Annotated in this window: 19 protein-coding genes and 2 pseudogenes; 10 read left to right on the forward strand and 11 right to left on the reverse strand. The window is 66.7% G+C overall.

Features of this window, described 5'->3' with window-relative positions; genetic code table 11:
• On the reverse strand, positions 1-332 hold a 332-nt coding region (locus tag ACOJVU_RS14955; RefSeq protein WP_421530495.1), incomplete at its 3' end, for a hypothetical protein.
• A 508-nt stretch (positions 333-840) separates the two neighbouring features.
• Between ACOJVU_RS14955 and ACOJVU_RS14960 the strand changes: the two are divergent.
• A pseudogene (locus ACOJVU_RS14960) lies at positions 841-3,819 on the forward strand (AMP-binding protein).
• Between the two features lie 203 nt (positions 3,820-4,022).
• Here ACOJVU_RS14960 and ACOJVU_RS14965 read toward each other — a convergent pair.
• From ACOJVU_RS14965 to ACOJVU_RS14980, 4 genes are all read right to left on the reverse strand, one after another.
• Positions 4,023-4,643 (reverse strand): STAS domain-containing protein, encoded by a 621-nt coding sequence (locus ACOJVU_RS14965; RefSeq protein ID WP_421530496.1) that lies wholly within the window; start codon positions 4,641-4,643, stop codon positions 4,023-4,025.
• Between the two features lie 183 nt (positions 4,644-4,826).
• Positions 4,827-5,168 (reverse strand): alpha/beta fold hydrolase, encoded by a 342-nt coding sequence (locus tag ACOJVU_RS14970; protein ID WP_421530513.1) that lies wholly within the window; start codon positions 5,166-5,168, stop codon positions 4,827-4,829.
• The gene (locus ACOJVU_RS14975; RefSeq protein ID WP_421530497.1) at positions 5,056-5,676 is read right to left on the reverse strand and encodes a hypothetical protein; all 621 of its coding nucleotides are present in this window, start codon (positions 5,674-5,676) and stop codon (positions 5,056-5,058) included. Before ACOJVU_RS14975 ends, ACOJVU_RS14970 begins: the two co-directional genes overlap by 113 nt.
• Positions 5,677-5,871: 195 nt before the next feature.
• Positions 5,872-6,675 (reverse strand): GAF and ANTAR domain-containing protein, encoded by an 804-nt coding sequence (locus ACOJVU_RS14980; RefSeq protein ID WP_421530498.1) that lies wholly within the window; start codon positions 6,673-6,675, stop codon positions 5,872-5,874.
• 913 nt (positions 6,676-7,588) lie between these two features.
• Here ACOJVU_RS14980 and ACOJVU_RS14985 point away from each other — a divergent pair.
• The 3 genes and pseudogenes from ACOJVU_RS14985 (at position 7,589) to ACOJVU_RS14995 (ending at position 10,417) form a co-directional block, all read left to right on the forward strand.
• Positions 7,589-8,659 carry an ATP-binding protein gene (locus ACOJVU_RS14985; protein ID WP_421530499.1) on the forward strand — a complete coding sequence of 357 codons (1,071 nt, stop codon included), beginning with the start codon at positions 7,589-7,591 and terminating at the stop codon, positions 8,657-8,659.
• 121 nt (positions 8,660-8,780) lie between these two features.
• Positions 8,781-8,918 (forward strand): annotated as a pseudogene (locus tag ACOJVU_RS14990) (hypothetical protein); the annotation flags it as partial.
• 104 nt (positions 8,919-9,022) lie between these two features.
• Positions 9,023-10,417, forward strand: coding sequence for a glutamate decarboxylase (locus tag ACOJVU_RS14995; RefSeq protein WP_421530500.1), 1,395 nt, complete (start codon positions 9,023-9,025; stop codon positions 10,415-10,417).
• Between the two features lie 220 nt (positions 10,418-10,637).
• Here the strand turns inward: ACOJVU_RS14995 and ACOJVU_RS15000 are convergent, their stop codons facing one another.
• The 4 genes from ACOJVU_RS15000 to ACOJVU_RS15015 all read right to left on the reverse strand — a co-directional run bounded on the left by ACOJVU_RS15000 (position 10,638) and on the right by ACOJVU_RS15015 (position 15,857).
• On the reverse strand, positions 10,638-10,871 hold the full coding sequence (locus tag ACOJVU_RS15000) for a hypothetical protein (RefSeq protein ID WP_421530501.1): 234 nt from the start codon (positions 10,869-10,871) through the stop codon (positions 10,638-10,640).
• 110 nt (positions 10,872-10,981) lie between these two features.
• Positions 10,982-11,887 (reverse strand): PPK2 family polyphosphate kinase, encoded by a 906-nt coding sequence (locus ACOJVU_RS15005; RefSeq protein ID WP_421530502.1) that lies wholly within the window; start codon positions 11,885-11,887, stop codon positions 10,982-10,984.
• Positions 11,888-12,079: 192 nt separating this feature from the next.
• Positions 12,080-14,797 carry a plasma-membrane proton-efflux P-type ATPase gene (locus ACOJVU_RS15010; protein WP_421530503.1) on the reverse strand — a complete coding sequence of 906 codons (2,718 nt, stop codon included), beginning with the start codon at positions 14,795-14,797 and terminating at the stop codon, positions 12,080-12,082.
• A 202-nt stretch (positions 14,798-14,999) separates the two neighbouring features.
• Entirely contained in the window at positions 15,000-15,857 is an 858-nt protein-coding gene (locus ACOJVU_RS15015; RefSeq protein WP_421530504.1) for a slipin family protein, read from the reverse strand.
• Between the two features lie 625 nt (positions 15,858-16,482).
• On the opposite strand from ACOJVU_RS15015, the gene ACOJVU_RS15020 reads away from it, so the two are divergent.
• A complete protein-coding gene (locus ACOJVU_RS15020; protein ID WP_421530505.1) occupies positions 16,483-17,358 on the forward strand; it encodes a patatin-like phospholipase family protein in 876 nt (291 codons plus the stop codon).
• A gap of 70 nt (positions 17,359-17,428) precedes the next feature.
• Here ACOJVU_RS15020 and ACOJVU_RS15025 read toward each other — a convergent pair whose 3' ends face one another.
• Positions 17,429-17,569, reverse strand: a complete 141-nt coding sequence (locus tag ACOJVU_RS15025) for a hypothetical protein (RefSeq protein ID WP_421530506.1) — start codon at positions 17,567-17,569, stop codon at positions 17,429-17,431.
• Positions 17,570-17,722: 153 nt separating this feature from the next.
• Here ACOJVU_RS15025 and ACOJVU_RS15030 point away from each other — a divergent pair, with 153 nt between their 5' ends.
• The 3 genes from ACOJVU_RS15030 to ACOJVU_RS15040 all read left to right on the forward strand — a co-directional run bounded on the left by ACOJVU_RS15030 (position 17,723) and on the right by ACOJVU_RS15040 (position 21,204).
• Complete coding sequence (locus tag ACOJVU_RS15030) at positions 17,723-18,385, forward strand: TetR/AcrR family transcriptional regulator (protein ID WP_421530507.1); 663 nt, start codon at positions 17,723-17,725, stop codon at positions 18,383-18,385.
• 65 nt (positions 18,386-18,450) lie between these two features.
• A complete protein-coding gene (locus ACOJVU_RS15035) occupies positions 18,451-19,158 on the forward strand; it encodes a zf-HC2 domain-containing protein (protein ID WP_421530508.1) in 708 nt (235 codons plus the stop codon).
• A gap of 84 nt (positions 19,159-19,242) precedes the next feature.
• Positions 19,243-21,204 (forward strand): cytochrome c oxidase assembly protein, encoded by a 1,962-nt coding sequence (locus ACOJVU_RS15040; RefSeq protein ID WP_421530509.1) that lies wholly within the window; start codon positions 19,243-19,245, stop codon positions 21,202-21,204.
• On the opposite strand, the gene ACOJVU_RS15045 is transcribed toward ACOJVU_RS15040, so the two are convergent.
• Positions 21,176-23,461: a heavy metal translocating P-type ATPase gene (locus tag ACOJVU_RS15045; RefSeq protein WP_421530510.1), complete on the reverse strand. Its 2,286-nt coding sequence runs from the start codon at positions 23,459-23,461 to the stop codon at positions 21,176-21,178. The two genes, ACOJVU_RS15040 and ACOJVU_RS15045, sit on opposite strands and share 29 nt — an antisense overlap.
• Positions 23,462-23,659: 198 nt before the next feature.
• Between ACOJVU_RS15045 and sigC the strand changes: the two genes are divergently transcribed.
• Together sigC and ACOJVU_RS15055 are read left to right on the forward strand one after the other, a co-directional pair.
• Positions 23,660-24,214: an RNA polymerase sigma factor SigC gene (gene sigC, locus ACOJVU_RS15050; protein WP_421530511.1), complete on the forward strand. Its 555-nt coding sequence runs from the start codon at positions 23,660-23,662 to the stop codon at positions 24,212-24,214.
• Between the two features lie 222 nt (positions 24,215-24,436).
• On the forward strand, positions 24,437-25,017 hold a 581-nt coding region (locus ACOJVU_RS15055; RefSeq protein WP_421530512.1), incomplete at its 3' end, for a PE family protein.

A 25,017-nucleotide genomic window follows, 5' to 3' on the forward strand; every position in this document is an offset into this window, starting at 1 on the left:
GGTTCTCGCTGCGACTTCTGATGTTCAATCTGCCGGATCAGCTCGCGCTTTGCTTCGCCGAGGGCGCGGGTTAGGTCCGGGTTGTCAGCAACCGCTATCAATGGCGGAAAGCCAGGCAGGCTCGTGCGCAATGTGACGCGCTGTTCCTTGCCGCCGCGGTCCTGCAAGGAGACATCGACGACCAGGTCATGAGGGTCCCACCTTCCCAGGTGCGGCCCGAGCGTCGACAATGCCTCCACCACATGGCGTCGCTCATGCTCCTTGAAACCCGCACCCACCTGAAGCACGAGCCCCCCGAAGACGTCTCGTTGTTCGTACTCGGATTTACCCATCGTGGCCTCATTTCGCGTAGGCGGCGGCCCTGCGCGTGCGGTAAACGCGCCGAGCCGCCCTCGAGTGACTGCAGGTCCGGATTGACCAGAGCGGGCAAAGAAGTCGCCGCCACCCGATTTCCGAGACACACGCAAACAACATCGACCACCGCAGCGAATTCGAGCGTGCACATTTCTTCTGGTGGACAACGCCTCGGGTGGACAACACCTTTGGTTATTTTCGGAGTTGGAACTCCGTCAAAACGCTTGTTAGATGGCCTGTCTGCCAAGTATCTCTACCGTGTAACACTACACGCCCGAATGCTCCCTGGCGAAGCTTCGCGACAACCGGTCACGATTCGATTCACGACGACACCGCTGACCACCGCGGCGTTTTAAGGGGTGTGCATTCCGGACACGACAGCAACGCCCCTCGAGAAGCGGACGCGAGGGCGCCTCACGTAGTGTCGATTGGGTGACGTCAGCAGATGGGTGATCAGCGGGAGTGTCGGTGTGACATGTGGTATCGGTGACATGGGGTAGCGGCCTGATCGCCGGTCCGGTGAACCGGGCGATCGCGACCACGCAGAACGGCATCGAGGTGCTGCGGTTCGGTGGCCTTCAAACCGGATCCCGTCCGTCGCCGTTTCGGATCGTGGAGCGCTCCGACATGTACCGGCTGCGACGGTACTTCCCCGACGGGGCAAACGATCCGTCACGGCCGCCGGTAATACTCGTGCCGCCGATGATGATGTCAGCCAATGTTTTTGACGTCACCAGACACCAGGGCGCGGTCGGAGTCCTGCATGAAATCGGGGTGGACCCGTGGGTGGTGGACTTCGGCTCACCGGACCGGGAAACCCGTGGGCTCGAACGCACGTTGAGCGACCATGTGATCGCGCTGAGCCGCGCCGTCGACGCGGTACGAGCACACACCGGGCGCAAGGTGCATCTGGCGGGCTACTCGCAGGGCGGCATGTTCTGCTATCAGACCGCCGCCTACCGACGTTCCGAGGGACTGGCCAGCGTCATCACGTTCGGTAGCGCCGTCGATTCGCTCAGCGGTCTGCCGTTCGGGATTCCCGCGGCCTTGGCGGGCCGCGGCGCCCAGCTGGTCGCCGACCACGTCTTCAACCGTCTCTCCGTGTCCGGATAGATGGCCCGTACCGGGTTTCAACTTCTGGACCCGATCAAGACGGTACGGGCGAGATGGGACTTCCTATGGCAACTCCATGACCGGGAGGCGTTGTTGCCCAGGGAACAGCAACGCCGCTTCCTCGAGGTGGAGGGGTGGGTGGCATGGTCGGGCCCCGCGGTCGCCGAACTGTTACGGCAGTTCGTGGTCCATAACCGCATGATGGCCGGTGGAGCGGTGATCGACGGCACGTTGATCACGCTCGCGGAAATCACCTGTCCGGTCGTTGCTTTCATCGGCGAGATCGACGATATCGGCCAACCCGCATCCGTGCGAGGTATCCGGCGGGCCGCCCCCCGAGCCGAGGTGTCCGAGGTGCTGTTGCGGGCGGGGCACTTCGGGCTCGTTGTCGGATCGACCGCCGCCACGCGCACCTGGCCCACCGTGGGCCAATGGGTGCTGTGGCAAGACGGTCGGGGGCCCAGGCCCGACGGCGTTCGTCCGATGCAGGCCGACCCTGACGCCGGGGGCGACGGCGCCGCCGGGCTCTCGGCGCGTATCGCTCACTCGGCGGGTGCGCTGGCCGAATTGGGTATCGGCGTGGGGCTGGGGCTGGCCGGCGCCACGGTGGGTGCGGCGCGCAGCGGCGGGGAGATCGCCGGGGAGGCGCTACGTACCCTGCCCCGGCTCGCCCGCCTCGGACGGCTGCAGCCCCATACCCGGGTGTCGTTGGGCAGCTTGATGGCCGAACAGGCCAGCAGAGCGCCTGAGGAGGAATGTTTCCTCTTCGAGGATCGGGTGCACACCAACGCCGCAGTTGATCGCAGCATCGACGACGCGGTGCGCGGTCTCATCGCCGTCGGTATCCGTCAGGGAGCCAACGTCGGTGTGTTGATGGGCACCAGCCCCAGCCCCAGCGCCGTGGCCGCGATCGCGGCACTGTCGCGGCTCGGCGCGGTGGCGGTGCTGCTACCCCCGGATGAGGATCTCGCCGCGGCCGTCCAGCTGTGCGAGGTGTCCGACATCGTCACCGACCCGGACCATCTCGCGGCGGCCACTGCAACCGACGCCAGGGTGCTCGTCCTCGGCCACCTTCCCACCGGCGGCCTGGGCCGGACGGCACCGGGACGGGTCGTCGAGCTGGACCGCCTCGACCCGTCCGGTGCGCCGCTGCCCCGGTGGTATCGGCCGAACCCGGGCCGGGCAAGCGAACTCGCCTTCGTGTTCTTCAGCACGACGGGCGGACGCCGGGTGGTCAAGGAGGTCACCAATCATCGGTGGGCGCTGTCGGCGTACGGCACGGCCACTGCCGCCGCGCTCGGGCGCGGCGACACGATCTATTGCCTGACCCCGCTGCACCATCCGTCGGGTCTGATGATCGCCCTCGGGGGCGCGGTCGCCGGCGGCTCGCGCATCGCCTTGACCCGGGGCGTCGACCCGACGCGGTTCGCCGACGAGGTGCACCGTTACGGGGTCACGGTGGTGTCCTACACCTGGGCAATGCTGCGCGAGCTGGTGGAGGCGGCGTCGCCAGACCTCGCAGAACATCATCCGATCCGCCTGTTCATCGGAGCCGGAATGCCGATCGGGCTGTGGCAGAAGGTAATCGACCGATTCGCTCCGGCCCGCGTGCTGGAGTTCTACGCCTCCACCGAAGGGGACGCCGTGCTGGCCAATATCACCGGCACGAAGACCGGGGCCAAGGGTCGGCCGCTGCCGGGCAGCGCCGAAATTCGGCTCGCCGGCTACGACGCCGCGACGGGCCGGTTCAGCGAGGATGAACACGGGTTCGTGCGGCCCTGCGCGGACGACGAGGTGGGCGTGCTGCTGGCGAAACCACGCTCCGGACTCGATGCCGCGATCGGCTCGATGCGCGGTGTATTCGCCGCGGGAGACACGTGGATCACCACGAACCACCTGTTTCGCCGCGACAGCGACGGCGACTACTGGTTCGTCGACCACAGGAACACCGTGATCCAGTCCCGGCGCGGACCCGTGTTCTGCCAACCGATTTGCGATGCCCTCGGCGACATCACCGGGACCGACCTGGCCGTCGTCTATCCCGTCCCGACCGACACGCATGACGTGGCGGTCGCGGCCGTGACGCTGGGCAAGGACGGCGTCCTCACCGCGGCCGACCTGACCACGGCGTTGAGCGTCCTCCCCCGTCACCAGCGTCCCGCCATCGTCCACATTGTTGACCGCATCTCGCTTACGCCCTCCTATCGTCCGCTGTCGACCGAGCTGCGCGGGGCCGGGCTGCCGGCGCCGGGGGAAACAACCTGGCACCACGACCTCACCGACGGCCACTATCGACAATCGGACACAAGCCACGACGCCCAGCCCCAGCAACGAACCGTGGACAGCGAGTAGGCGGGCCACTCCGGCGACGAGCCGGAGTAATGACCTTGCCCCGGCCCGGTTTGCAGTAACCCCGATCCTGTGAAGCCAACCGGGTCCAAGGCGGCGAACTGATCATCGGAGGCACACAACGCGACCAAGCATGGGACGCAACACGTTAACCGCCGAGATCGACGCGGACTCGACATTTCTTTCCGGCGCCGCACTCCACAACCTCAGATTTTGCATCTTCGAAACCCAGGGTCGACCACCGTCAACGCCGGACCATCGAGCTTGGCGATTGCTTCTGTCAAGGTGCGTTGTTCCTGCCGGACCTGTTGTGTACCGCCGCACACCAGGCACACCGTGCGATCGCATCTCGAGGATTGTCCGAGATCCTTGCGGGTCGCGATGAGCTGTGGCGGACGGTGAGGCCGGCTTTGGATGATGGTTATCGCTGCCTCGAGCGTGCTGGCGGCGGGTAGCAAGCCCTGTGGGTCGCCGATTCGCAGCACCCGGGACACTGCCGCACCGAACACTGTTGCCCAGCCGATGCCGACGTGCGCGCAGCAGACGGAGACCCTGTGCAGTGCCGAGAAACCCTCGGTCCCAAAGAACTCCAGCTCGCGCAGATCAAGGATCAGCCCGCGGCAACGCATCAGATGCCCTAGCGTGTAGTCGGTCAGAATGTCAGCATTGGATGCGTCGATGTCGCCGTGGGCGCTGATGACAGCTACCGACGACCTGAGCCGACGACTGACTAACCGTGCGGTGTGACCCTGCCAGGGCTGGGAAAGAAAGCCACCCTCTGGCAGCACGGAGGGGGCGGGCGGAGTATTCATGGTGATCCCCGACATGCGGTTGCCACCGGTCTGTTCGGCGCGAGCTACTGCTCTCAGAGGACAGCAGCGGACAGCTGACCTCATCCCGAACTGGTTGAGAGTCTCAACTCAGCTGAGGTTCCACCCCGCGGGAGCAATTGTCAAGCGCCATGTGGGCCGGATCTTGGCAGTCGACACTTCGCCGCATCTCGGTTCTGATCAGGTTTTTCGATTCGTCAGCTCGCGATCTCGCGCGGTGGTGACGATGAAGTCGTCGAGGATGTCCACGACCGCTGTCGGGGACTCGACATGTGGGAAGTGCCCGATACCGGGGAGCACCTCAATTCGACTACCTGGCACGGCGTCGTGAGCGGCGTAGCCGTCGGCGACAGGAATGATCCGGTCCTGCTCGCCCCAAACAAGCAGCGTGGGTAATCCATGACTTAATTTAGTAACCGATGTTGGGCTCCCGCTCGCCGTGTCCGGTGTCGGCCGGGTCCTCGCCGGTGAGCGTCTCGAGGATGGATTGGGCGGCGGTGTGTCGATCGATGCCCGCGCGATCCGCCTGGGTGTTCAGTTCTCGATCAGCTTGCCCCGGCGTGTAGCCGCGGCCGATGAGGACCCCGATCGCCTGATTGACGACCGACGCGTTGCGTAGATATGTCCCCGTGTCCGATCCGGCCGGGACGCTGAGATGCTGATCGAGTACGAAGTCGCTGGGCGGGCGGCCGGTGAGCCACGCCAGGTCTGCGGCGAGGTCGACGAACGTTCCCGGCGTGCCCGCGTAGAGGACGAGGGCAACCAATGGTGCCGCGCGGCCGTCACCGATACCGGGCAGCGTCAGCCGAAGCGAGGTGCGAACATTCTCGGCCGCGCCGTCCTCAACGGTGGTGAACGTCAACTGCGGATCACTGCCGTCCACGGTCACGCTGAGACCGAGATAGCTGGGCACGGCCGCCTGGGCATCGACACCCAATTGCTGCAGACTGTGCAGCACATCGGCGCCGGGCTCATCCAGGGCGGCGGTGAGGATGCCCAAATCGGCGGCCAGGGCCGCACCGATCTTCATGACAGGATTGCTCCGCTGGGCGCTCCCAAGCGCCGATCGAGCCGGCCGGTGCCGAACGGGCGAGTCGCCCTGCCCGGTGGGGAAGCCGCGACGCGAGCCAGGACCCGTCGTGCTTGCTGTTTCCCCGCCCTCCAACCTACGCGCGTCCCACCCGCGCAGCGACCGTTCAGCCGTGGAGCGAATGACGGTTCGGGCTCAGGTCGGGTCGCGTCGGGCGCGGGCGCGGCGCGCGGCTTCATCGACCATGTGTTGGGCCACGTCGGCCAATTTGCGGTGTTCGGCCTGGCTGATCGCCCGCAGCTGAGTGAACGCCTCCTCGGTGCTGCGCCCGCTGCGGCCCCGGATCAAGCCGATCGCCTGATCGATCACCGGGCGCGTCGACAACGCCGTCTGCAACTGGGCGGCCAGCGCCAACGCATGCGCGAGGACCTGGGCATTGTGCACCGCCACCGCCGCGGGCTTGGCGAACAACTCCCCCAGTTCGGCGGCGTGCTCATCGAAGACGTCTTTGCCGTGGGCGTAGACATTGATCGCCCCGATCACCTGATCGCCCAGCAGTAGCGGCAACGACAGCGCACTGTGCACGCCCAGGCGGCCCACCCGGGGGCCGAATCGCGGCCACATCTTCTCCCCGCCCAACGACCCGGACCGCACGGTGCGCCGCTCCAGCGCCGCGGTGATGCAGGGCCCCTCCTTGAGAGTCACGTACTGAATCTCGTCGATCTCGGCGACAAATGGTGCACTGGCGGCCAACGCCTCCACCATGTTGTCCACCCGGTCGACCCGCAACAAGGTCACGCCGGCGCCCTCGGCGCCCGGTATCGCGTGCACCGCAAACGTCGACACCTCAGCCAGCAACTCGGACAACCCCCGACCGTCGACCGACAAACCCGCCAACTCATCAACCGCGCCCCGCAAGTCAACGGCATCAGCACTGGCTTGCTCCGCGCTCAGCGACCCCAACGGTAACCCGTCGGCGTCCTCGGTCAGCTCCGTCATACCTGCGCTCAATAGTCTTGGCGGAGCTGGGAATCGGTACCGAAGCCCAGCGCCCTACCTGTGGCGCAACCGTCACGAGATGGTTGTCAGGACAATTATAGCGTCGGCAGCACCGAGACCCACACTATCGCGCGTCCGAAACCGGCGGGGCCAGCAACCGGACCAGACACCTGCTGCGTTCGAACGAGCCAAATCCCGGCAGCCGGTCGGCCTTGTCAGCGTCGTCTTTGTTTCGATCTCTGCTTGCCGCCTCGCGCTCTCAACAATTCGTCTCAACAGTCGCCGTGCGTGGTTCAATCACCCCAGGCGGCGCGAAATTGATTCGGTAGGTCGATACGAGCAGTCCAACGGGTGTAGCGTGAAGGGCGTTGAGAATCAGCTGGTCTGGGATGAGTTGAGCCGTCCGCCGCTTAATTCAAGGAGCATTGGCTCCGAACCCTCACACACTCCGGTGATCCACTGGACGTCAGGTCACCATGACCACTTCGCTTGCGTTGTGTTCCAACGCCGGCGTTTCCCTGCTAGATCTGCCCCGGATCGAATCCATTCATGATCCACACGCAGCCTTAGAGGCCGCCGTGGGGTGGCACTGCGGCCCCGACACCGGGTCGCGGTTCTGGGTCACCCGAGCGAAGTCGCCCGGGTTCGACCCACCAACCGATGTCAAGGCCTCCGAGGACCTGCTCGACGCCCCCGTGAGCGAGCCGCCGGTGACCAATATGTGCAGCGGCCATCACCCATCCACCTTCCGCCGACCAAAGTCTGCGCACCCGCCACTTCGTCAACTTTGTGGTCGCCGGGAACCGCGCGACGCGCGATGGCTGAGCATGGACGAAGCGGTGGTCCACTGCACTGAGAGCCTCGGATCTGGGACTCAATGGCCATGTCTGCTGTTAAACCGGCGGAGCGACGCGTGACGTCGGAACCGAACAACTCTCCAGCGCCGATGCCCGCGACAGCATATCGGCCCATCGCCCGACAAGCGCTCAGGCTCACGGGCGCAGAACTCGCATTGGTCGCCGTCGCAGACAACTACGACATACCCACGTCGGAGGTGGCCGATGTGATGATCATGGAAACCGCCGGTGCTGCAATGACCTCGACGCCGGCTCATGCCATCTCTGTTGCCGGTACCTCGATCGAACAGGCCTTCGTGGAGCGGATCCCTCGACGAATCAACAACTTCGGCGTCGCGATCGACGGCGTCCAACATGTCGGCCCAGCGCTGGTGCTTCCGCTGCGCAGCAACGATGCCGTGGCCGGGGTGCTGGTCGCGCTGCGGCGTGGCGGCGCCCGGGCGTTCGGCGACGAACAGCTCGACATGATGGCCGCTTTCACCGACCAGGCGGCGCTCGCCTGGCAGCTGGGGTCCACACAGCGCCGGATGCGTGAACTCGACATTCTCGATGAGCGCGACAGAATCGCCCGGCACCTGGACGACAACGTGATCCGGCGGATCTTCGCGATCGAACTGGCATTGCATGGGGCCATTCCGCGGGTGCGATCAACCGAGCTGCAGCAGCGACTGTCCCGCAGCATTGATGATCTTCAAGGCGTCATTCAGGAGATCCGTGTCGCCATTTTCGACGTGCACGGCGCAGTGCCGGGCATAACCCAGCTGCGAGAGCGGCTTGACGAGGTAGTCGTCCAGTTGTGCGGATCGGAACTGGAGACCACGGTTCAATTCGTGGGCCCCTTGTCGGTTCTCGACGCTGCACTCGCCGATCACGCCGAAGCCGTTGTGCGCGAAGCGGTCAGCAACGCCGTCCGGCATGCCGGCGCGACCAGCCTTGCCGTGACGGTAAAGGTCGAGGACGACGTCTGCATCGAGGTTATCGACAACGGTCGAGGCATCCCCGGCAATGTCACCGGCAGTGGCTTGAGCAGGTTGCATCACCGCGCGCAGCAGGCAGGCGGCACGCTCACCAGCGCGGATGCTCCCGGCGGAGGTACCTTGCTGCGCTGGTCAGCACCGCTGCCCTGAACATCGCCCCGCTGCGACCACGAGCGGCTCAAAGGGTCGATGCGACCGGGCCGGTCAGGTCGACGAGGCGGTAAGAGTAGCAGGCATTCTTACGACCCATCGGGTCCGGCGCGCTGACACCATCGAAAGGAACGCCACGACAAACGTGCTCGGGCAATCCCGCCTCCCGGCCGGCCAACCGCTGCCGACACTATCGCCGGGCTGGCCCATCGGCTCCTATCCCACCTATGCCAAGGCTCAACAGGCGGTCGAATACCTCTTCGCCGCATAATTCCCCGTCTAGACGAGAGGTGCCGCGCCAGCGAGTGGGGCTCGCGCCTGGTGACGGAGGAGTGTTGTGAAGTCACCATCGAAAGGATTCTCATGCCATACAAGGTCAGCCTGTCGCCGTCGATCTCTCCCGCCTACACCGGGCGGCTGTCCACCACGTCGGTGCCCGCACTGAGGCTGCCCGACGAAGATATGGAGCCCGCCGCCGCGTACCGGTTCATCCACGATGAGTTGATGCTCGACGGCAACGCGCGGCTGAACCTAGCGACGTTTGTCACCACCTGGATGGATCCCGAGGCCGACAAGCTGATGTCCGAGACATTTGACAAGAACATGATCGACAAGGACGAATACCCGGCCACCGCGGCCATCGAGTCGCGGTGCGTGTCGATGGTGGCCGATCTGTTCCATGCCGAGGGGCTGCGCGACGACGACCCGACCACCGCCACCGGGGTGTCGACCATCGGGTCCAGCGAGGCGGTGATGCTGGGCGGGCTGGCGCTGAAGTGGCGGTGGCGTCAGCGGGTCGGTGACGCGGCGAAGAGCGGCTGGAGGACCCGCACCCCGAACCTGGTGATGGGCTCCAACGTACAGGTGGTCTGGGAGAAGTTCTGCCGCTACTTCGACGTCGAGCCCAGATACCTGCCGATGGCCAAGGGCCGCTACGTGATCACGCCCGAGCAAGTGGTCAACGCGGTCGACGAGGACACCATCGGCGTGGTCGCGATCCTGGGCACCACCTTCACCGGTGAGCTGGAACCCGTTGCGCAGATCTGCGCGGCCCTGGACACGCTGGCCGCCGGCGGCGGCGTGGATGTCCCCGTGCACGTCGACGCCGCCAGCGGCGGGTTCGTGGTGCCGTTTTTGCAGCCGGATCTGGTGTGGGATTTCCGGCTGCCACGGGTGGTGTCGATCAACGTCAGCGGCCACAAATACGGGCTGACCTACCCGGGCCTCGGTTTTGTGGTGTGGCGCGGTCATGAACACCTGCCCGAGGAGTTGGTGTTCCGGGTGAACTACCTCGGCGGGGACATGCCGACGTTTTCCCTGAACTTCTCCCGGCCGGGCAACCAGGTCATCGGCCAGTACTACAACTTCCTGCGGTTGGGTCGCGCGGGCTACACCCAGGTGATGGGATGCCTGTCGTCGACGGCGCGCTGGCTGGCCGACGAGTTGCGCAAAGGCAAGCACTTCGAGGTGATCTCCGACGGCTCGGCGATCCCGGTGGTCTGCCTACGGTTGGCCGGGAATTTCGGCTACACCGAGTTCGACGTCTCCCACGCCCTGCGGTCCTACGGCTGGCAGGTGCCGGCCTACACCATGCCCGCCGACGCGACCGACGTCGCGGTGCTGCGCGTCGTGGTGCGCGAAGGGTTCTCCGCCGATCTGGCCCGGTCACTGCGCGACGACATGATGTCGGCGCTGGCCAGTCTGGACGACCTCAAGCCCGGCGGCCACTTCAACAACCAGCGGCCCTTCGCCCACTAAGCCACAAGCATGCACATTCACGAACGCAGAAGTGCTCAAGCCGGCCGCCGAACACCCATAATGACCCGGTACTGCACGATCCATCTCCCCCAGCGTCGGCCAGCATCCGTAGAAATCTTCGAAGCACGTCGTCGTGCCGTTCCGGTCGATCGATGCGAGGCAGTAGGCGGGCACGGCGTCGGCCTCCGGCACGCGGGCGAACACACCGGGCGGCAAGCCATCACCGGGCTGATGTCGACACCCGACGTAGTTGACACTGGAAGGCAAGCGCCGTCGGCAGGCGCGCAGCCAACTGGCCAGTGCCGCAACCGGACTCGAAAATGGTCTGGTCCCCGGTGAGGGCTGCCTTGGCCGCGACGCGGTTTATGGTCGCGCCCTCACAGAAGGCCTGCCAGTCCTGGGCGCGTCCGATCCGCTCGTAGACCGAACGGGCCTGGTTCAGCGTAACCGCCACGGGTCGTCCTCCTCATTCGCCCACAACACCGGTCAATGTCGGGTGCGTCCAGTTGCGTCCGTGGCATGTCGGTGCGCCCCGTCGACGTGGGTGCATGCGAGTCCACCGTGTCACGACGACTGTGCGCCCGCGTCACCGTCGTCGCCTAGCAACTCCTTCTTTGCCTGTGCCAGCTCGGCTTTGGCAGCGGCGTCGACCTGCGGATACTGCGGATTGAGATCCCGCAGCGTCTCCAACAGCACCGCGGAAGTCGACACGTGGCCAAACCATTTGTGGTCTGCGGGGATCACATGCCAGGGCGCCCAGACGGTGCTGGTGTGGCTGAGCATGTCTTGAAAGGCCCGCTGGTAGTCATCCCAGAACGCGCGCTCGCGTAGGTCGGCGACGGAGAACTTCCAGTTCTTCTCGGGTTCGTCGATGCGCTCAAGGAACCGGCGCGCCTGTTCGTCCTTGGAGACGTTGAGAAACAGCTTGATGATGACGGTCCCGTTGTCGGTGAGGTAGCGCTCCCAGTCGTTGATGTCGCGGTACCGCCGCTGCCAAATCTTCCTTGTGTCGAGCACCGCGGTGCGCGGCCACAACGTCTCGGGATGCACCCGGGTGATCAACACGTTCTCGTAGTGGGACCGGTTGAACACCGCGATGCGGCCCAGTTCCGGCAGCGACCGTTGGTGGCGCCAGAGGTAATCATGCGCCTGCTCGGTCGCCGATGGCGCCTTGAAGCTGTACACGTCGACCCCCTCGGGGTTGAGGCCGCTCATCACGTGCTTGATCGTGCCGTCCTTACCGGCCGCATCGATCGCCTGAAGGATGATCAACAGCGACCGGTTGGCCTCGGCGAAGAAGCGGTCCTGCAAATCCAGCAACGCCGCCTTCGCATCGGCCAGCACCGCGGCGCCGTGGTCTTGTTGAAGCTCTTTGTCGTAGCGGCCGGGATCGAAGTCCTTGGCCAGGTCCACCATGGACCCCGGCTTTACCCGGGTACCCTCCGCCAGTCGTTTCCAGAGCGCCGACAACTTCGCCTCCTGCTTGTGTGCCTCTCCATGACCCGGGGCAACGACCACTGTCAGCTTCCCAGATGGCGACCGGAGATTGCCACCACCGTCGGCGTGGGTTACCCACGCCTCGTGCAGTGCGGCAGGTAGTGATCGCCGCATTCGCGTTCAGTGAGGTCAATTGCGTTGCCCGCCTGGCGCCTTGAAGAAACCTCACTGCGCCGGTGACAACAGGCGCAGGAATTGGCTAGGGCTGCGCGGGTACACGGCCTGGCCGGTGTTGTGGCGGATGATTTCCCGTCCGTAGGGACAGTCGGGATTGTCGTGGTAGACGGGGTCTGCGGAATCGGTGACGGTGTGGAAGGTGGCGATCGTCGTCGTGGTAGCGACACCATGCGCACTCGAGTCACCGGGCGAGCTGTCGCCGTCTGAGGCTGCTCCCCCGTGGGTAGCGCCGTCACGTCTGACCGGGTCGAGGATGCGGTAGGCGAGGAGTTTGATGCGGTCGGTGGCCAGTGCCCAGCCGATGGCGTAGCCCCAGACGAAAGCAACCCACTGCCAGCCGAGCGGCGTCATCAGTACCCCGAAGCCGGCGAGCAGCGTCGCGATGGCCTCGGCGCCGAGCACGGCCAGTACGAGGATCCGCTTGGGCCGGATGGACCAGAACGGCCCGCGGGTACGGGTGAGGAAGATCGTCATCGACCCGGCGACCGACAGCATCAGATACATCAGTGTCTGCAGCTGGTCCCGGTCGAGTTTGAAGACGTGCTCGCCCAGGTAGAACAGTCCGAACGCGGCGACCGGCCCGATGACACCCAGGACGGTCGCTATCCCCAGGACCAGGCGCATGTTCCACGCCTCGGGGCTGTTCTTGTACTTCACATTGTCGTAGGCGATGGACAAGATCGCGCCGTCGTTGAGCAGCGCGAGGACGACGATCATGATCGCCGTCACGGGAAAGGAGCCGAAGACCAGGATCGCGGCGGTCACGAACAGCAGCACCCGCAACGTCTCGGAGATGCGGTAGATCGCATAGCTGTTCATCCGCTGAACGATCCGGCGGCTTTCCTTGATCGCGTCGATGATCACCGACAGGCCCGGGCTCAGCAGCACCATGGACGCCGCGGCGCGCGCCGCGTCGGTCGCCCCGGACACGGCGATGCCGCAGTCGGCCTTCTTCAGCGCGGGGGCGTCATTCACCCCGTCACCGGTCATCCCGACGATATGGCCGTGCTTCTGCAGCACATCGACGATGCGGTACTTGTGTTCGGGGAACACCTGGGCGAAGCCGTCGGCCTTTTCGATCGCCGTCGCCTCGGCGTCCGCCACCTCCTCCTTGACGCCGCCCAGCACGGCGGCGTCAAGAATCCCGTCGCGCATCCCGAGTGCCTTGGCGGTCTCCCGGGCGATGGCGATGGCGTCGCCGGTGACCATCTTGACCTTCACACCCATCTGTTCGGCAGTCGCGATGATCTCTTTGGCGTCGACGCGGGGCGGGTCGAACAGCGGCAGCACGCCCAGGAACCGCCACGGTCCGTCGCCGTCGGCGCGGGCGACCCCCAGCGACCGGAAGCCGCGCTGGGCGAACTCTTGCACAGCGGTGTCCACCGCTGCCTGCACCTCGGCCGCGTCGTCGGTTAGGGCGAGGATGACCTGCGGTGCGCCCTTGCTGACCTTGAACGACGACTTGCCTGCGATCTCGACGCTGGCCTCGGTGCGCTTGTGGACCGCGTCGAAGGGTTCGAAGTGGACCATGTGGTAGGCGTCGAGTGCCGTCGGGTCGGTCAGTCCGGCCAGGACGGCCAGGTCGATGGTGTCGTTGTCGTCCACGCGCGAGGCCAGCGCGCCGGCGAGGATGACGTCGCCGGCGCTCACCCCGTCCACGGCGAACGGGTCGCCCAGAGTCAGCTTGTTCTGGGTCAGGGTCCCGGTCTTGTCCGAGCACAACACGTCCACGCCGGCGAGCTCCTCGATGGCGACCAGCCGGGTGACGATGGCCTGCTTCTTGGCGAGCAGTCGTGCGCCGACGGCCATGGTCACCGACAGCACGGTCGGCATCGCCACCGGGATCGCCGCCACGGTGAGCACCAGGACGAACTGGACGGTACCCAGGAACGGGTTGCCGCGCAGGGTCGACACGACGACGATCAGCACCACCATGGCCAGCGCGAGCAGGATCAGGAACTTGCCGATCTGCAGCACCGCCTTTTGGAAGTGGCTGACGCTGTCGGCGGCTTGGACGAGTTCTGCGGTGTGCCCAAAGTAGGTATTCGTACCGGTGGCGTACACCAAGGCGCTGATCTCCCCCTGACGCATGATCGATCCGGAGAACACGTTGTCGCCCGGCCCGCGGCTGGCCGGCAGCGACTCCCCCGTCAGCGCGGACTCGTCCACCTCCACCGGGTCGCCGTCAAGCAGGCGGGCGTCGGCCGACACGATGTCGCCGAGCCGCAGCCGGATCACGTCGCCCGGCACGAGTTCGCGCACCGGGAGGGTAACCGACGTGCCGTCGCGTAGTACCCGCGCGTTGACCGCCAGTTGAGCTTTGAGGGCGTCGATGGCTTTGCCCGCGGACCGTTCCTCCCAGAATCCGATGAACGCGTTAGCGGCGAGCAGCACGAGGATGACGACGAAATCCGGCCAGTGGCGCAGCACGCCCGACAAGATGACGGCGACCTCGATCATCCACGGGATCGGCCCCCAGAAGTAACCGAGAAACTTCAGCAGCTGGTTGGTTCTCCTCTCCGCGATCTCGTTCGGCCCGTACCGAATCAGGCGTTTGCCGGCCTCGGCTGCGCTGAGCCCGTTCACCGAACTCGCGAGCTGTTTTTCCAGCTCGGGCATCGGCAGCGACTTCAGGTCCCCATGCGGGCCGGCGTTGGTCGGCGCTGCCGAGTTCTCGGCTCGAAATTCCTCATCCTCAGTGGTCATGGTTGGTTGCCGGCCTACTTGTCATCGTCGGGGTGCTTCATCGTCGGGACGTTCCGGAGGTCGCGAAGGTACTCAAGTATCCCGCGTGGACCGGTCCTCCGGGGTAGGAGAATTGGGTGAACAGCTTCTTCATCCCGCACGCGTGTCGCGGTAGATCAACCAGTAACCCCAGCCGATCAACGACAGAACATCAGCGCGGCGATCACGGCCGGCCCCCGGCGGAGGTTCCGTTGGCCACCGCTGGCGGAACGGGAATCGGCGGCTGTGGCTGTGGTTCTGGTCGGATTGCGGCGCGGCTTTCCTGGGCCAGGAAGGTTCCGAGTTCGGCGATGGTCGACATCAACGGCGCCGGGAACACGACGGTGCTGTTTTTGTCGACACCGAGCTCGACCAGGGTCTGCAGGTTGCGTAACTGCAGCGCCAGCGGGTGGGCCATCATCGTGTCCGAGGCGTCACCCAAGGCGGCAGCGGCCAGCGATTCACCCTCGGCGGCAATGATTTTCGCACGCTTCTCCCGCTCCGCCTCTGCTTGGCGGGCCATCGCCCGTTTCATGCTGTCGGGCAGTTGGATGTCTTTGAGCTCCACCAGGGTGACCTGCACGCCCCAGTCGATGGTGATGCCGTCGAGGATCGCGCGGATGTCGAGATTGATCTTGTCGGTCTCCGAGAGCGTCTCGTCCAAGGTGTGCTGGCCGACCACCTTGCGCAGCGTCGTTTGGGCGATCTGATCGATCGCGGCGTAGACGTTCTCGATCGCCACCACCGACTTCACCGCGTCGACAACCTTGAAATAGGCCACCGCCGAAACGTCGACACTGACGTTGTCGCGGGTGATAATCCCCTGCGACTGGATCGGCATCGTCACGATCCGCAACGAAATCCGGTGCAGCACATCGATGAACGGAATGATCAGCCGCAACCCGGGTTGGCGTTCTCCGATCACCCGGCCCAGCCGGAACAGCACGCCGTTCTCGTATTGCTTGACGATCCGCACCGCCACCGCCAGCACCAGCAGCAATAGGACGACCAGAACAACGACCACGATGCCCAGCGTTTTCATCGCCGTGCACCTGTCGGTGAGCCGTGCCGAAGGATACCCGCGGCCACGTCATGGGCAACCGTCGTCGTTCGGGGGTGTATGGGGGCCGATCGAATGGAAAAACATCGGATGGAAAAACTCCGCGAAACAGTCATGGTGATCCTGATGTGCAGACGATCACCGGCGCGTACGGGTCCCGGAGCCAACGCTCCTGAAGTTCCGCAGCGGACAGCCGAACTCATCCCGAACCAGCTGAAATTCCCAGCACGTCCCACGCTACACCCCTGGGGACTGGACGGTATGGCAAGGCCGGGACCTCGCCACAGCTGAACGGGGGTTGCCGTCAGGAGGTTGCTACTGCCCAGTCTTCTCCGTGCGCAGGGACCTCGGATCCGTAAACCACGTACCCAACGGCAAGTTGACTGTGATCCTGGGACCCGAAACGGAACTATTCGCCGGGTGCGTGACCAGGTCCGGCTCGACGGCGCGGACGTCACCGATGACGTCTTCGAATCGCACGCATCACTCGTGTTCGACCAGAACGAGAATCGTCTCGCCACTCGATGTTCCCGCCCGCCGGGTCACTGAAAACCTTCTCCACCGGCCACGGTCCGGTCGTTGTGACTGGGTGCTTTAGCCTGATCGGATGGATGGTCAGGTGCGTGGGCTGGACGGGCTGCCCCGACCGGTTGGCTACGTTCTTGGCGGAGGTGCCAGCCTTGGCGCGATCCAGGTGGGCATGCTGCAGGCCCTCAGCGAGTACGAGGTCACTCCCGATCTCGTCGCCGGAACCTCGGTTGGCTCGCTCAACGGCGCGGTCATCGCCGCGGACCCGAGGGGTGCGGTGAATCGGCTCTCGCACGTGTGGGCGCGAATGACGCGAGATCAGGTGTTCCCGGGCGGTTTGATCGCCCAAGCCCTGCTACTGCAGAAAGTCAAGACGCACCTGTTCCCCAACACCGGGCTGGCCGCTGTGATCGCCGACTTCATCGGACAGGCAACGACATTCGCCGACCTGCAACTGCCGTTCGCCGTGGTCACGACAGATATCGCCACCGCTCGGCCATACGTCGTGCGTGACGGTCCGCTGCTGCCGGCGCTGCTGGCCAGCGCGGCGGTCCCCGGGATCTACCCAGCTGTCGACCTGGATGGCCACCAGCTCTACGACGGCGGTCTGGTGGCCAACGTCCCGATGCGGCAAGCGGTCGAGATGGGGGCACGCTCGTTGGTTGTGCTCGACTGCAACTTTCCTGGCCAGCTGCCGGGTTCGACCGACACGATTGCCGACATTCTGCTCTACTGGGCGATGGTATCGATGCGGGCACAGTCCGTACTCGAGGCTCCCGTCATCGCCGCCGGGGTTCCGGTCGTGTACCTTCCCGGCCCCGCGCCCAGACTGTTCTCGCCACTTGACTTCACGCACACCACCGAGTTGATCGAGGCCGCGTATGTGTCCGCTCGCTCGTTTCTGGAACAGCTCCGCTTCACCGGTCCGGGACTGTACGGATCTCCCACGCCCTGATGGTCGCGCCGAGTGCCCGACGCACCGGCGCGGCGAATGTGCGGTCAAGGTCGCGGCGCCGCGCCGGCGATCATGCTTCGTCGAGCGTGGGGAAAAGCAGTTCGCAGACCAGTAGCTGCAGCGCGGCGGCGACGGGGGTGGCGATCAACGCCCCGAGCACCGGCGCGGCGATGAGCACGGCCACCACAGTGACACCGCCGGGCACCTTCACCAGCGCGGGCTGTGCAGGTCTTTGTGGGCGTCGACGTGCTGTGTCACGGCGTCTCCTGGAGTTGACTGACGAAATCATCACTTACGAGGACAACCTCAGTCAATAGCTTTTGACGAAATCATCACAAGTGATGTTTTCTGCTAATCTCGGCTCATGGCCGAGGCGCGACCCGCCGCCGACAACCGTCTGGAGCGGCGCAAGATGCGCACCCGCGCGGCGCTCATCCGCGCCGGGCAGGCCTTCGTCGCCGCCGGCAAGCTCAACGTGCCGGTGCTGGAGATCACCCAGGCCGCCGACGTCGGGATGGGGTCGTTCTACAACCACTTCGACAGCAAGGAAGAGCTGTTTCAGGCCGCGGTCAACGAGGCGCTCGACGACCTCGGCGCGGTGCTCGACAAGCTGTCCGCCGAAGGCGAGGACCCGGCCGAGACGTTCGCCCGAAGCTTCCGGTTGGTTGGGCGGATGTTCTGGCGGCGCCCGGAAACGTGCAAGGTGCTGCTCAACACCGGGCTGAAGCTGATCTCGGCCGACCGCGGCCTGGCCCCACGCGCTCTGCGCGATATCGAGGCCGGGATGCGCGCCGGCCGGTTCGGCGTCGACGACCCCGCGCTCGCCCTGGCGGCGGCCGGCGGTGCGCTGATGGGTCTCGGCCAACTGCTGTACGACCAGCCCGACCGCGACGGCGGCGAGGCGGCCGATCGCGTGACCCGCGACGTGCTGGTGATGTTCGGCGTGCCCGCCGACGAGGCCGCCGAGATCTGCCGCCGCCCGCTGCCCGACCTCGACGAGCTCGCCGAGCCCGAGTCGGCGGCCTAGCGGGCGCGCGCCCGGGCCCGTTGCCCGGCGGGAACAAAAAGGTGCGCGTGCGCGACTATTGATACGTGAACTGTGACGTCGCGCGCGAGGCGCTGTCGGCGCGGATCGACGGGGAACGCGAACCCGTCCCCGCATCGCGGGTCGACGAGCACGTCGCGTCGTGCGCCGGCTGCCGCGACTGGTATTCCCGGGCCGTCGAGCAGACCCAGCAGTTGCGCCGGCTCGTCGGCCGATCGCAGGTCGTCGCCGCGCCGACGCCGCGCGACCGGACCCCGACCCGGACCCGCCTTCAGGTGTGGGCCGCGGTGGCGGGGCCGCGGTGGGCGCTCGGGGTGGTGGGCGCGCTGCAGATCGGACTGGGCGCCGCGCAGGGGTTCGGCGCCGACGTGGGAATGCCGACCCACGGCCACCTGCTCCACGAGTCGACCGCCTGGACGGCCGCGCTGGGCGTGGCCATGGTCGTCGCGGCGCTGCGCCCCGCCGCTGCCGCCGGGCTGGCCGCCGTGCTGGCGGTTTTCAGCGCCGCCCTCGCTGGATTCGTCATCAACGACCTGACCTCGGGTGCGGTGACCCTCCTGCGGATTCTGACCCACCTGCCGGTTCTCGTCGGCACCGCATTGGCGCTGCTCGTCTGGCGCGCAGCACTTCGACCCGAGCCCAGTCCCCGGTCGGACGCGGCGCCGGCACCAGGCGACGATCTCGTGTTACCCGCAAACGCCACTCGGGGGCGGCGCCGCGGGCATCTCTATCCGACGGACGGCTCCGCCGCCTGACGCATCGCACCGGAACCCCCTCTTGTACTACCAAAAGTCGTAGACTTGTCGTCACAGTTTGCCGGGCGGCGGAAGGCGACGACGATGGGCAAGAGTCGAGCGGCCTCACGACGCGCGGGCGGATTCGCGCTACTTGCCGGCTATCTCGCCATGGTGGGCGCGACCGCCGGCTACACCGTGGCATCGGGAAACCGACGCTTCGTCGCGACGGGTGACTCGTTTCCGGGCTGGGTGACCACGCTGGCGGAGACGGTCGGCTATTTCACCGCCACACTGTCCGGGGCGCTGGTCATCGGCGCCCTCGTCTACATCGTCACGACGGCACACCCCGATGACCGGGGCGTCCTGGACGCCGACTCGTTCGGTCTCCATCGCTTTGCCGAGCGGGTGGCATTGGTGTGGCTGGTCTCCGCAGCGGCGATGATCCCGATCCAGGCGGCCGACGACTCGGGGATCGCGGTTTCCCGGCTGGCCGGCCCCGAGGCGTTCGGCGTCGCCCTCGGCGCCTCGGAGATGGCGCGGGGCTGGATCGCCGTCGCCATATTTTCTGGTGTTGCCGCGTTGGCACTGCGGCTCACTGTGCGCTGGGTGTGGCATGTGGTGCTGCTGATTCCCTCGCTGGTCGGAGTGATCGCCGTGCCGGTCAGCGGCAACGCCGGGCAGGGGCCGAACCACGACTACGCGACCAGCGCGGTGATCGTCTTCGCAGTTGCCGTCGGTGTGCTCACCGGAATGAAGGTATGCGCCATGCTGGCGCCACCGAGCGGCTCGTTGCAGCGGCGGGTGCTGCTGCTCGAACTGACCAGCGGGGCCGTCGCGCTGCTCTACGGCGCGCTTCTGCTGTCGGTGATGCTGCCCCCGACTTCTCCGACCGGCTCCGACTACGGGCGGTTGGCGTTGCTGGGCGCGGTCGCGCTGGCCCTGGTCTGGCTCGCAGACCTGGCGGTCCTCATCAGATCGCGGGCCGGCCGCCGTGGCGCGGGCCGCGCAACCGCGTTGGCGGGTGCGCTGGCAAGCATCACGGCAGTGGCCGCAGTCTCCGCCATGGCGGTCCAGACCGCCCCGGGGTTGCTGGCGCACACATTCACCGGGTGGGATGTCTTTCTCGGCTATGAGCTCCCCCGCCCGCCGAGTGCCTTGCGGCTGGTGACATTCTGGAGATTCGACACGTTCATGGGCACGGCGGCACTCGTCCTGGCGGTGCTCTACGTCGCCGGGGTGGTGCGCTTGCGGCGGCGCGGCGACACCTGGCCTCCGGGACGGTCGGCCGGCTGGCTGATCGGCTGTCTGGCGCTGGTGTTCTTCACGGGGTCGGGTGTGCGGGCATACGGCTCGGCGATGTTCAGCGTTCACATGGGCGAGCACATGGCCGACAACATGTTCATCCCGGTGTTCCTCGTGCTGGGAGCCCCGGTCACCCTCGCGTTGCGGGCGCTCCCGGCGGCAGGCAGCGGTCGTCCCCCGGGCCCTCGAGAATGGCTGGTGTGGCTGGTGCACTCACCGGTCACGAGATTCATCTCCCACCCGGTCACCGCCTTTGTGCTCTTCGTCGGCTCCTTGTACGTCGTCTACTTCACGCCGATTTTCGACACACTCGTGCGCTACCACTGGGGCCACGAGTTCATGAGCCTCCACTTCCTGATCACCGGATACCTGTTCTTCTGGGGCCTCATCGGCGTCGATCCGGGTCCACGCCGGCTACCGTTCATCGGCCGGCTGGGTGTGCTGTTCGCGGTCATGCCGTTTCACGCGTTCTTCGGTATCGCGCTGATGACGATGACGTCGACCGTTGGCGGCCGCTTCTACTCGTACGTCGACCTGCCGTGGCTGTCCAGCATCATCGGCGACCAACACATGGGTGGGGCGATCGCCTGGGGCTCAAGCGAACTGCCCATTCTCGTGGTGATCATCGCACTGGTGACACAGTGGGCGCAGCAGGATCGGCGCGCCGCGTCGCGCAGCGATCGCCACGCCGAGGCTGCCTACGACGACGACCTCGACGCCTACAATGCGATGCTCAAGGAGCTGTCGCGGAACCGCCACTGACGGCTGATGCCGCGGGTTCGCCGGACGTGCCGATGTTGCGCAGCCGCAGGCTGTTGGACACCACGAAAAACGACGAGAACGCCATCGCCGCGCCCGCGATGAGTGGATTCAGCAGTCCGGCCGCGGCGATCGGTATCGCGGCGATGTTGTACCCGAACGCCCACACCATGTTGATCCTGATGGTGCGCAGCGTGGCCCGCGCGAGATCGAGCGCTTGCGGCACGATGTCGAGGCTGTCGCGGACCAGGATGATGTCGGCGGCCCCGATCGCCACGTCGGTGCCGCGTCCGATGGCCAGCCCCAGGTCTGCGGACGCCAGGGCGGGCCCGTCGTTGATGCCGTCGCCGACCATCGCGACGACCCGGCCGCGGTCGCGCAATTGCTCGATGACATCGACCTTGCCCTCGGGCAGCACCTCGGCGATCACCTCGTCGATGCCGACCTGCGCCGCCACCGCTCCCGCGGCGGCGGCGTTGTCCCCGGTGAGCAGCACCGTGCGCAGCCCGCGCTGATGCAGCGCCGCGACCGCGTCGGCCGCGGACTCCTTGACACCGTCGGCCACCGCGATCGACCCGCGGACCGCGTCGTCGACGGAGACGAAAACCACTGTCTCGCCCCGGCTTTCGCCGTCCCGGCGGGCCCTTTCGACAGCGACGGGGACGGGGAGCCGGCGTGACACCCAGGCGGGGCGTCCGACCGCGACGCGGTGTTCCCCGACCGTCCCGGTGACTCCACTCCCCGCGATTGCCGCGAAGTCGGCGACCGGCCGGCGATCCTCGGTCGCCGCCACGATCGCCGTCGCGACGGCATGCTCGGAGGCGGCCTCGACGGCGCCCGCCAGATCGAGCACGTCGGCGGGATCCCATCCGTCCGCGGCGACGATCTCGGTGACCGCGAGCCGGCCGGTGGTCAGCGTCCCGGTCTTGTCGAACACCACGGTGTCGACGGCGCGGATGGTCTCCAGCGCCCGGTAGCCCTTCAGGAAGATGCCCAGCTGGGCACCGCGCCCCGAGGCCACCATCATCGCCGTCGGTGTGGCCAGCCCCAGCGCGCACGGGCAGGCGATCACCAGCACGGCCAGGGCGACGGAGAACACGCGGTCAGGTCCGGCGCCGGCGAGCGCCCAGCCCGCCGCCGCCAGCGCCGCGATGGCGAAGACCACGGGGACGAAAACCGCGGCGATGCGGTCGGCCAGCCGTTGTGCATCGGCTTTCTGCGCCTGCGCCTCCTCGACCAGGCGGACCATTCCCGCGAACTGGGTGTCGGCGCCGACCGCGGCTGCCTCGACGATGAGCCGGCCGTCGCAGACGATCGTGCCGCCGATCACGCTGGCTCCCGGGTGTGCGCGCACCGGTCTGGCCTCCCCGGTCATCGCGCTCATGTCGATCGCTGCGGTGCCATCCACCACCAGGCCGTCTGCGGCGATCGTCTCCCCCGGCCGGACGACGAAGCGCTGCTGCTCTTTGAGTTCGTCGGCGGGGATGACCATCTCGCTGCCGTCGCGCAGCACGACGGTGACGTTCTTGGCGCTCAGTGCCGCGAGGGCGCGCAACGCACTGCCCGCCCTCGATTTCGCGCGTGCCTCGAAATAACGCCCGGCGAGCACGAACACCGTGACACCGGCGGCCACTTCCAGATAGATGGCGTCGCTGGACAGCACCGCCTGCCACACCCCATGAACCTCGCGGTGCCGGCTGGTGCCGAAAATTGTGCTCAGTGACCACACCGTGGCGGCGGTGATTCCCAACGAGATCAGTGTCTCCATCGAGGTGGTGCCGTGCCTGGCGTTGCGCAGCGCGACGCGGTGGAACGGCCAGGCCGCCCAGGTCACGATCGGCGCAGCAAGCGCGGTCAGCACCCATGCCCATCCCGGGAAGCGCATGCTGGGCACGACGGCGAACACCACCGACAGGTCGGCAAGCGGCATGAACAGGACCGCGGCGACCAGAAGTCGCCGCAGCAGGCTACGGGCGTGCAGTTCATCCGGGTCGACCCGGTCCACCGCCCGGTGCGACCGCGGCGCAGCCTCGTATCCGACCCGGCGCACCACCTCGCACAGGTCCTCGGTGACGACCCCCTCCTGGGCGTCGATGGTGGCGACCCGGGTGGCGTAATTCACCGACGCCTGCACGCCGTCGACCTTGTTGAGCTTGTTCTCCACCCGGGCGGCGCATGCGGCGCACGACATCCCCGACACGTCCAGCTCGATCCGGCGTGCCTGTGGCGCGTGGGACCCAGCCGCAACTGTGAGCGTCATGGCCCTCCTCGATTTGCCGTACTACAGCTAGTCGCTGCACCAGCGTCATGAGTTCCCGAGCAGGCGAAATTCACCACTCTCTCCTGCCCAAGCTACCCGGCCGAGGCGGCCGGCAGCACCGACCGGGCGCCGCGCGGACCGCATCGTGCTGCCCGGCGCGCGGAAACGCCCGTCGATGACCGAGTAGTGTCAACCGACGTGGGCGAGCGCGGTGACGACGACAAGGTCACCTCGCTGGCGCTGGCCGCCGGCCGCGGCGATTCCGCCGCCCTGGAAAGCTTCATCAAGGCCACCGAGCGCGACGTCTGGCGCGTCGTGGCATTCCTGGCCGATCCCGCCAGCGCCGATGACCTGACCCAGGAGACCTTCCTGCGCGCGCTGCGGTCACTGCCGAGTTTCACCGGCCGCTCGTCGGCGCGGACCTGGCTGCTGTCCATCGCCCGTCGCGTCGTCATCGACCAGATCCGTCACAACCAGAGACGACCGCGCACCAGCCACGTCGTCGACATGGAGAGTCTGCTCGACAGCCGCTCCGGCGCCGCCCGGTTCGAAGACGTGGTTGAGATCAGGATGCTTCTCGACGGTTTGGACGCCGATCGCCGGGATGCTCTGGTTCTGACGCAAGTGCTCGGGCTGTCCTACGCCGAGGCGGCCTCGGTCTGCGGATGTCCGATCGGCACTGTCCGCTCTCGCGTCGCGCGCGCCCGCGACGACCTGCTCGCAGCCGCGCAGCGCGACGACCAGACTGGCTGAACCCCGCACCAAATCTTCCTTGCCGACGAGCTTGGTGATCGCGTCCGGGCGAGCGCGCGGACCGCTGCGGCATTGGGGCCGTTGGTCACAGATCACTCTGCCGCCCGGAACTTTTCGGCGCCGGCGCATGACTACTGAGCGACAACCCGACGAGATTCCGGCGACTCATGCCATCCGGCGTCGGGCGTCGGCAACATGAGCAACAGCGGATAGGGGTACTGGATGTCATTCGTGATCGCCGCGCCGGAACTGGTGGAGGCGGCGGCGGCGGATCTGGCAAGGCTCGGTTCGACGGTCACCATGGCCAACGCCGCGGCAGGGCTTTCGACGACCGGGCTGGCGGCCGCGGGTGCAGACGAGGTGTCAGCGGCCGCCGCGACGTTTTTTTCCGGGTACGCCCGGGACTACCAAGCGCTGAGCAGCCGCGCGGCCGCGTTCCACGCCCAGTTCGTACAGTCCCTCAACACGGGCGCGAGCGCCTATGCCGGCACCGAGATCGCCAACGCACAGCACGGGTTGCTCAACGCGGTCAATGCGCCCAGCGAGATGCTGACGGGGCGTCCGCTGATCGGCAACGGCGCCGCTGGCACCACCAATGCCCAGGGTATGGGGACGGCCGGCGGGGCCGGAGGGTGGTTGTACGGCAACGGAGGCGTCGGCGGCGCCAGCACAGCGTCCGGAGCGGCCGGCGGGGCCGGCGGATCGGCAGGTCTGATCGGCAGCGGTGGTTCGGGCGGGACGGGTGGCGCCGGTGGCACCGGCGGCGCCGGCGGAAATGGCGGATTTTTGTTCGGCAACGGCGG

This window comes from Mycobacterium sp. THU-M104, assembly GCF_049197365.1.
Taxonomy (GTDB): Bacteria; Actinomycetota; Actinomycetes; order Mycobacteriales; family Mycobacteriaceae; genus Mycobacterium.

Excerpts from the sequence above, each read along its gene's own strand:
- ACOJVU_RS14965 (WP_421530496.1), bottom strand. The coding sequence starts at position 4,643 with ATGTCGGGGATCACCATGAATACTCCGCCCGCCCCCTCCGTGCTGCCA.
- ACOJVU_RS14975 (WP_421530497.1), bottom strand. The coding sequence starts at position 5,676 with ATGAAGATCGGTGCGGCCCTGGCCGCCGATTTGGGCATCCTCACCGCC.
- ACOJVU_RS14980 (WP_421530498.1), bottom strand. The coding sequence starts at position 6,675 with ATGACGGAGCTGACCGAGGACGCCGACGGGTTACCGTTGGGGTCGCTG.
- ACOJVU_RS14995 (WP_421530500.1), top strand. The coding sequence starts at position 9,023 with ATGCCATACAAGGTCAGCCTGTCGCCGTCGATCTCTCCCGCCTACACC.
- ACOJVU_RS15010 (WP_421530503.1), bottom strand. The coding sequence starts at position 14,797 with ATGACCACTGAGGATGAGGAATTTCGAGCCGAGAACTCGGCAGCGCCG.
- ACOJVU_RS15015 (WP_421530504.1), bottom strand. The coding sequence starts at position 15,857 with ATGAAAACGCTGGGCATCGTGGTCGTTGTTCTGGTCGTCCTATTGCTG.
- ACOJVU_RS15020 (WP_421530505.1), top strand. The coding sequence starts at position 16,483 with ATGGATGGTCAGGTGCGTGGGCTGGACGGGCTGCCCCGACCGGTTGGC.
- ACOJVU_RS15030 (WP_421530507.1), top strand. The coding sequence starts at position 17,723 with ATGGCCGAGGCGCGACCCGCCGCCGACAACCGTCTGGAGCGGCGCAAG.
- ACOJVU_RS15040 (WP_421530509.1), top strand. The coding sequence starts at position 19,243 with ATGGGCAAGAGTCGAGCGGCCTCACGACGCGCGGGCGGATTCGCGCTA.
- ACOJVU_RS15045 (WP_421530510.1), bottom strand. The coding sequence starts at position 23,461 with ATGACGCTCACAGTTGCGGCTGGGTCCCACGCGCCACAGGCACGCCGG.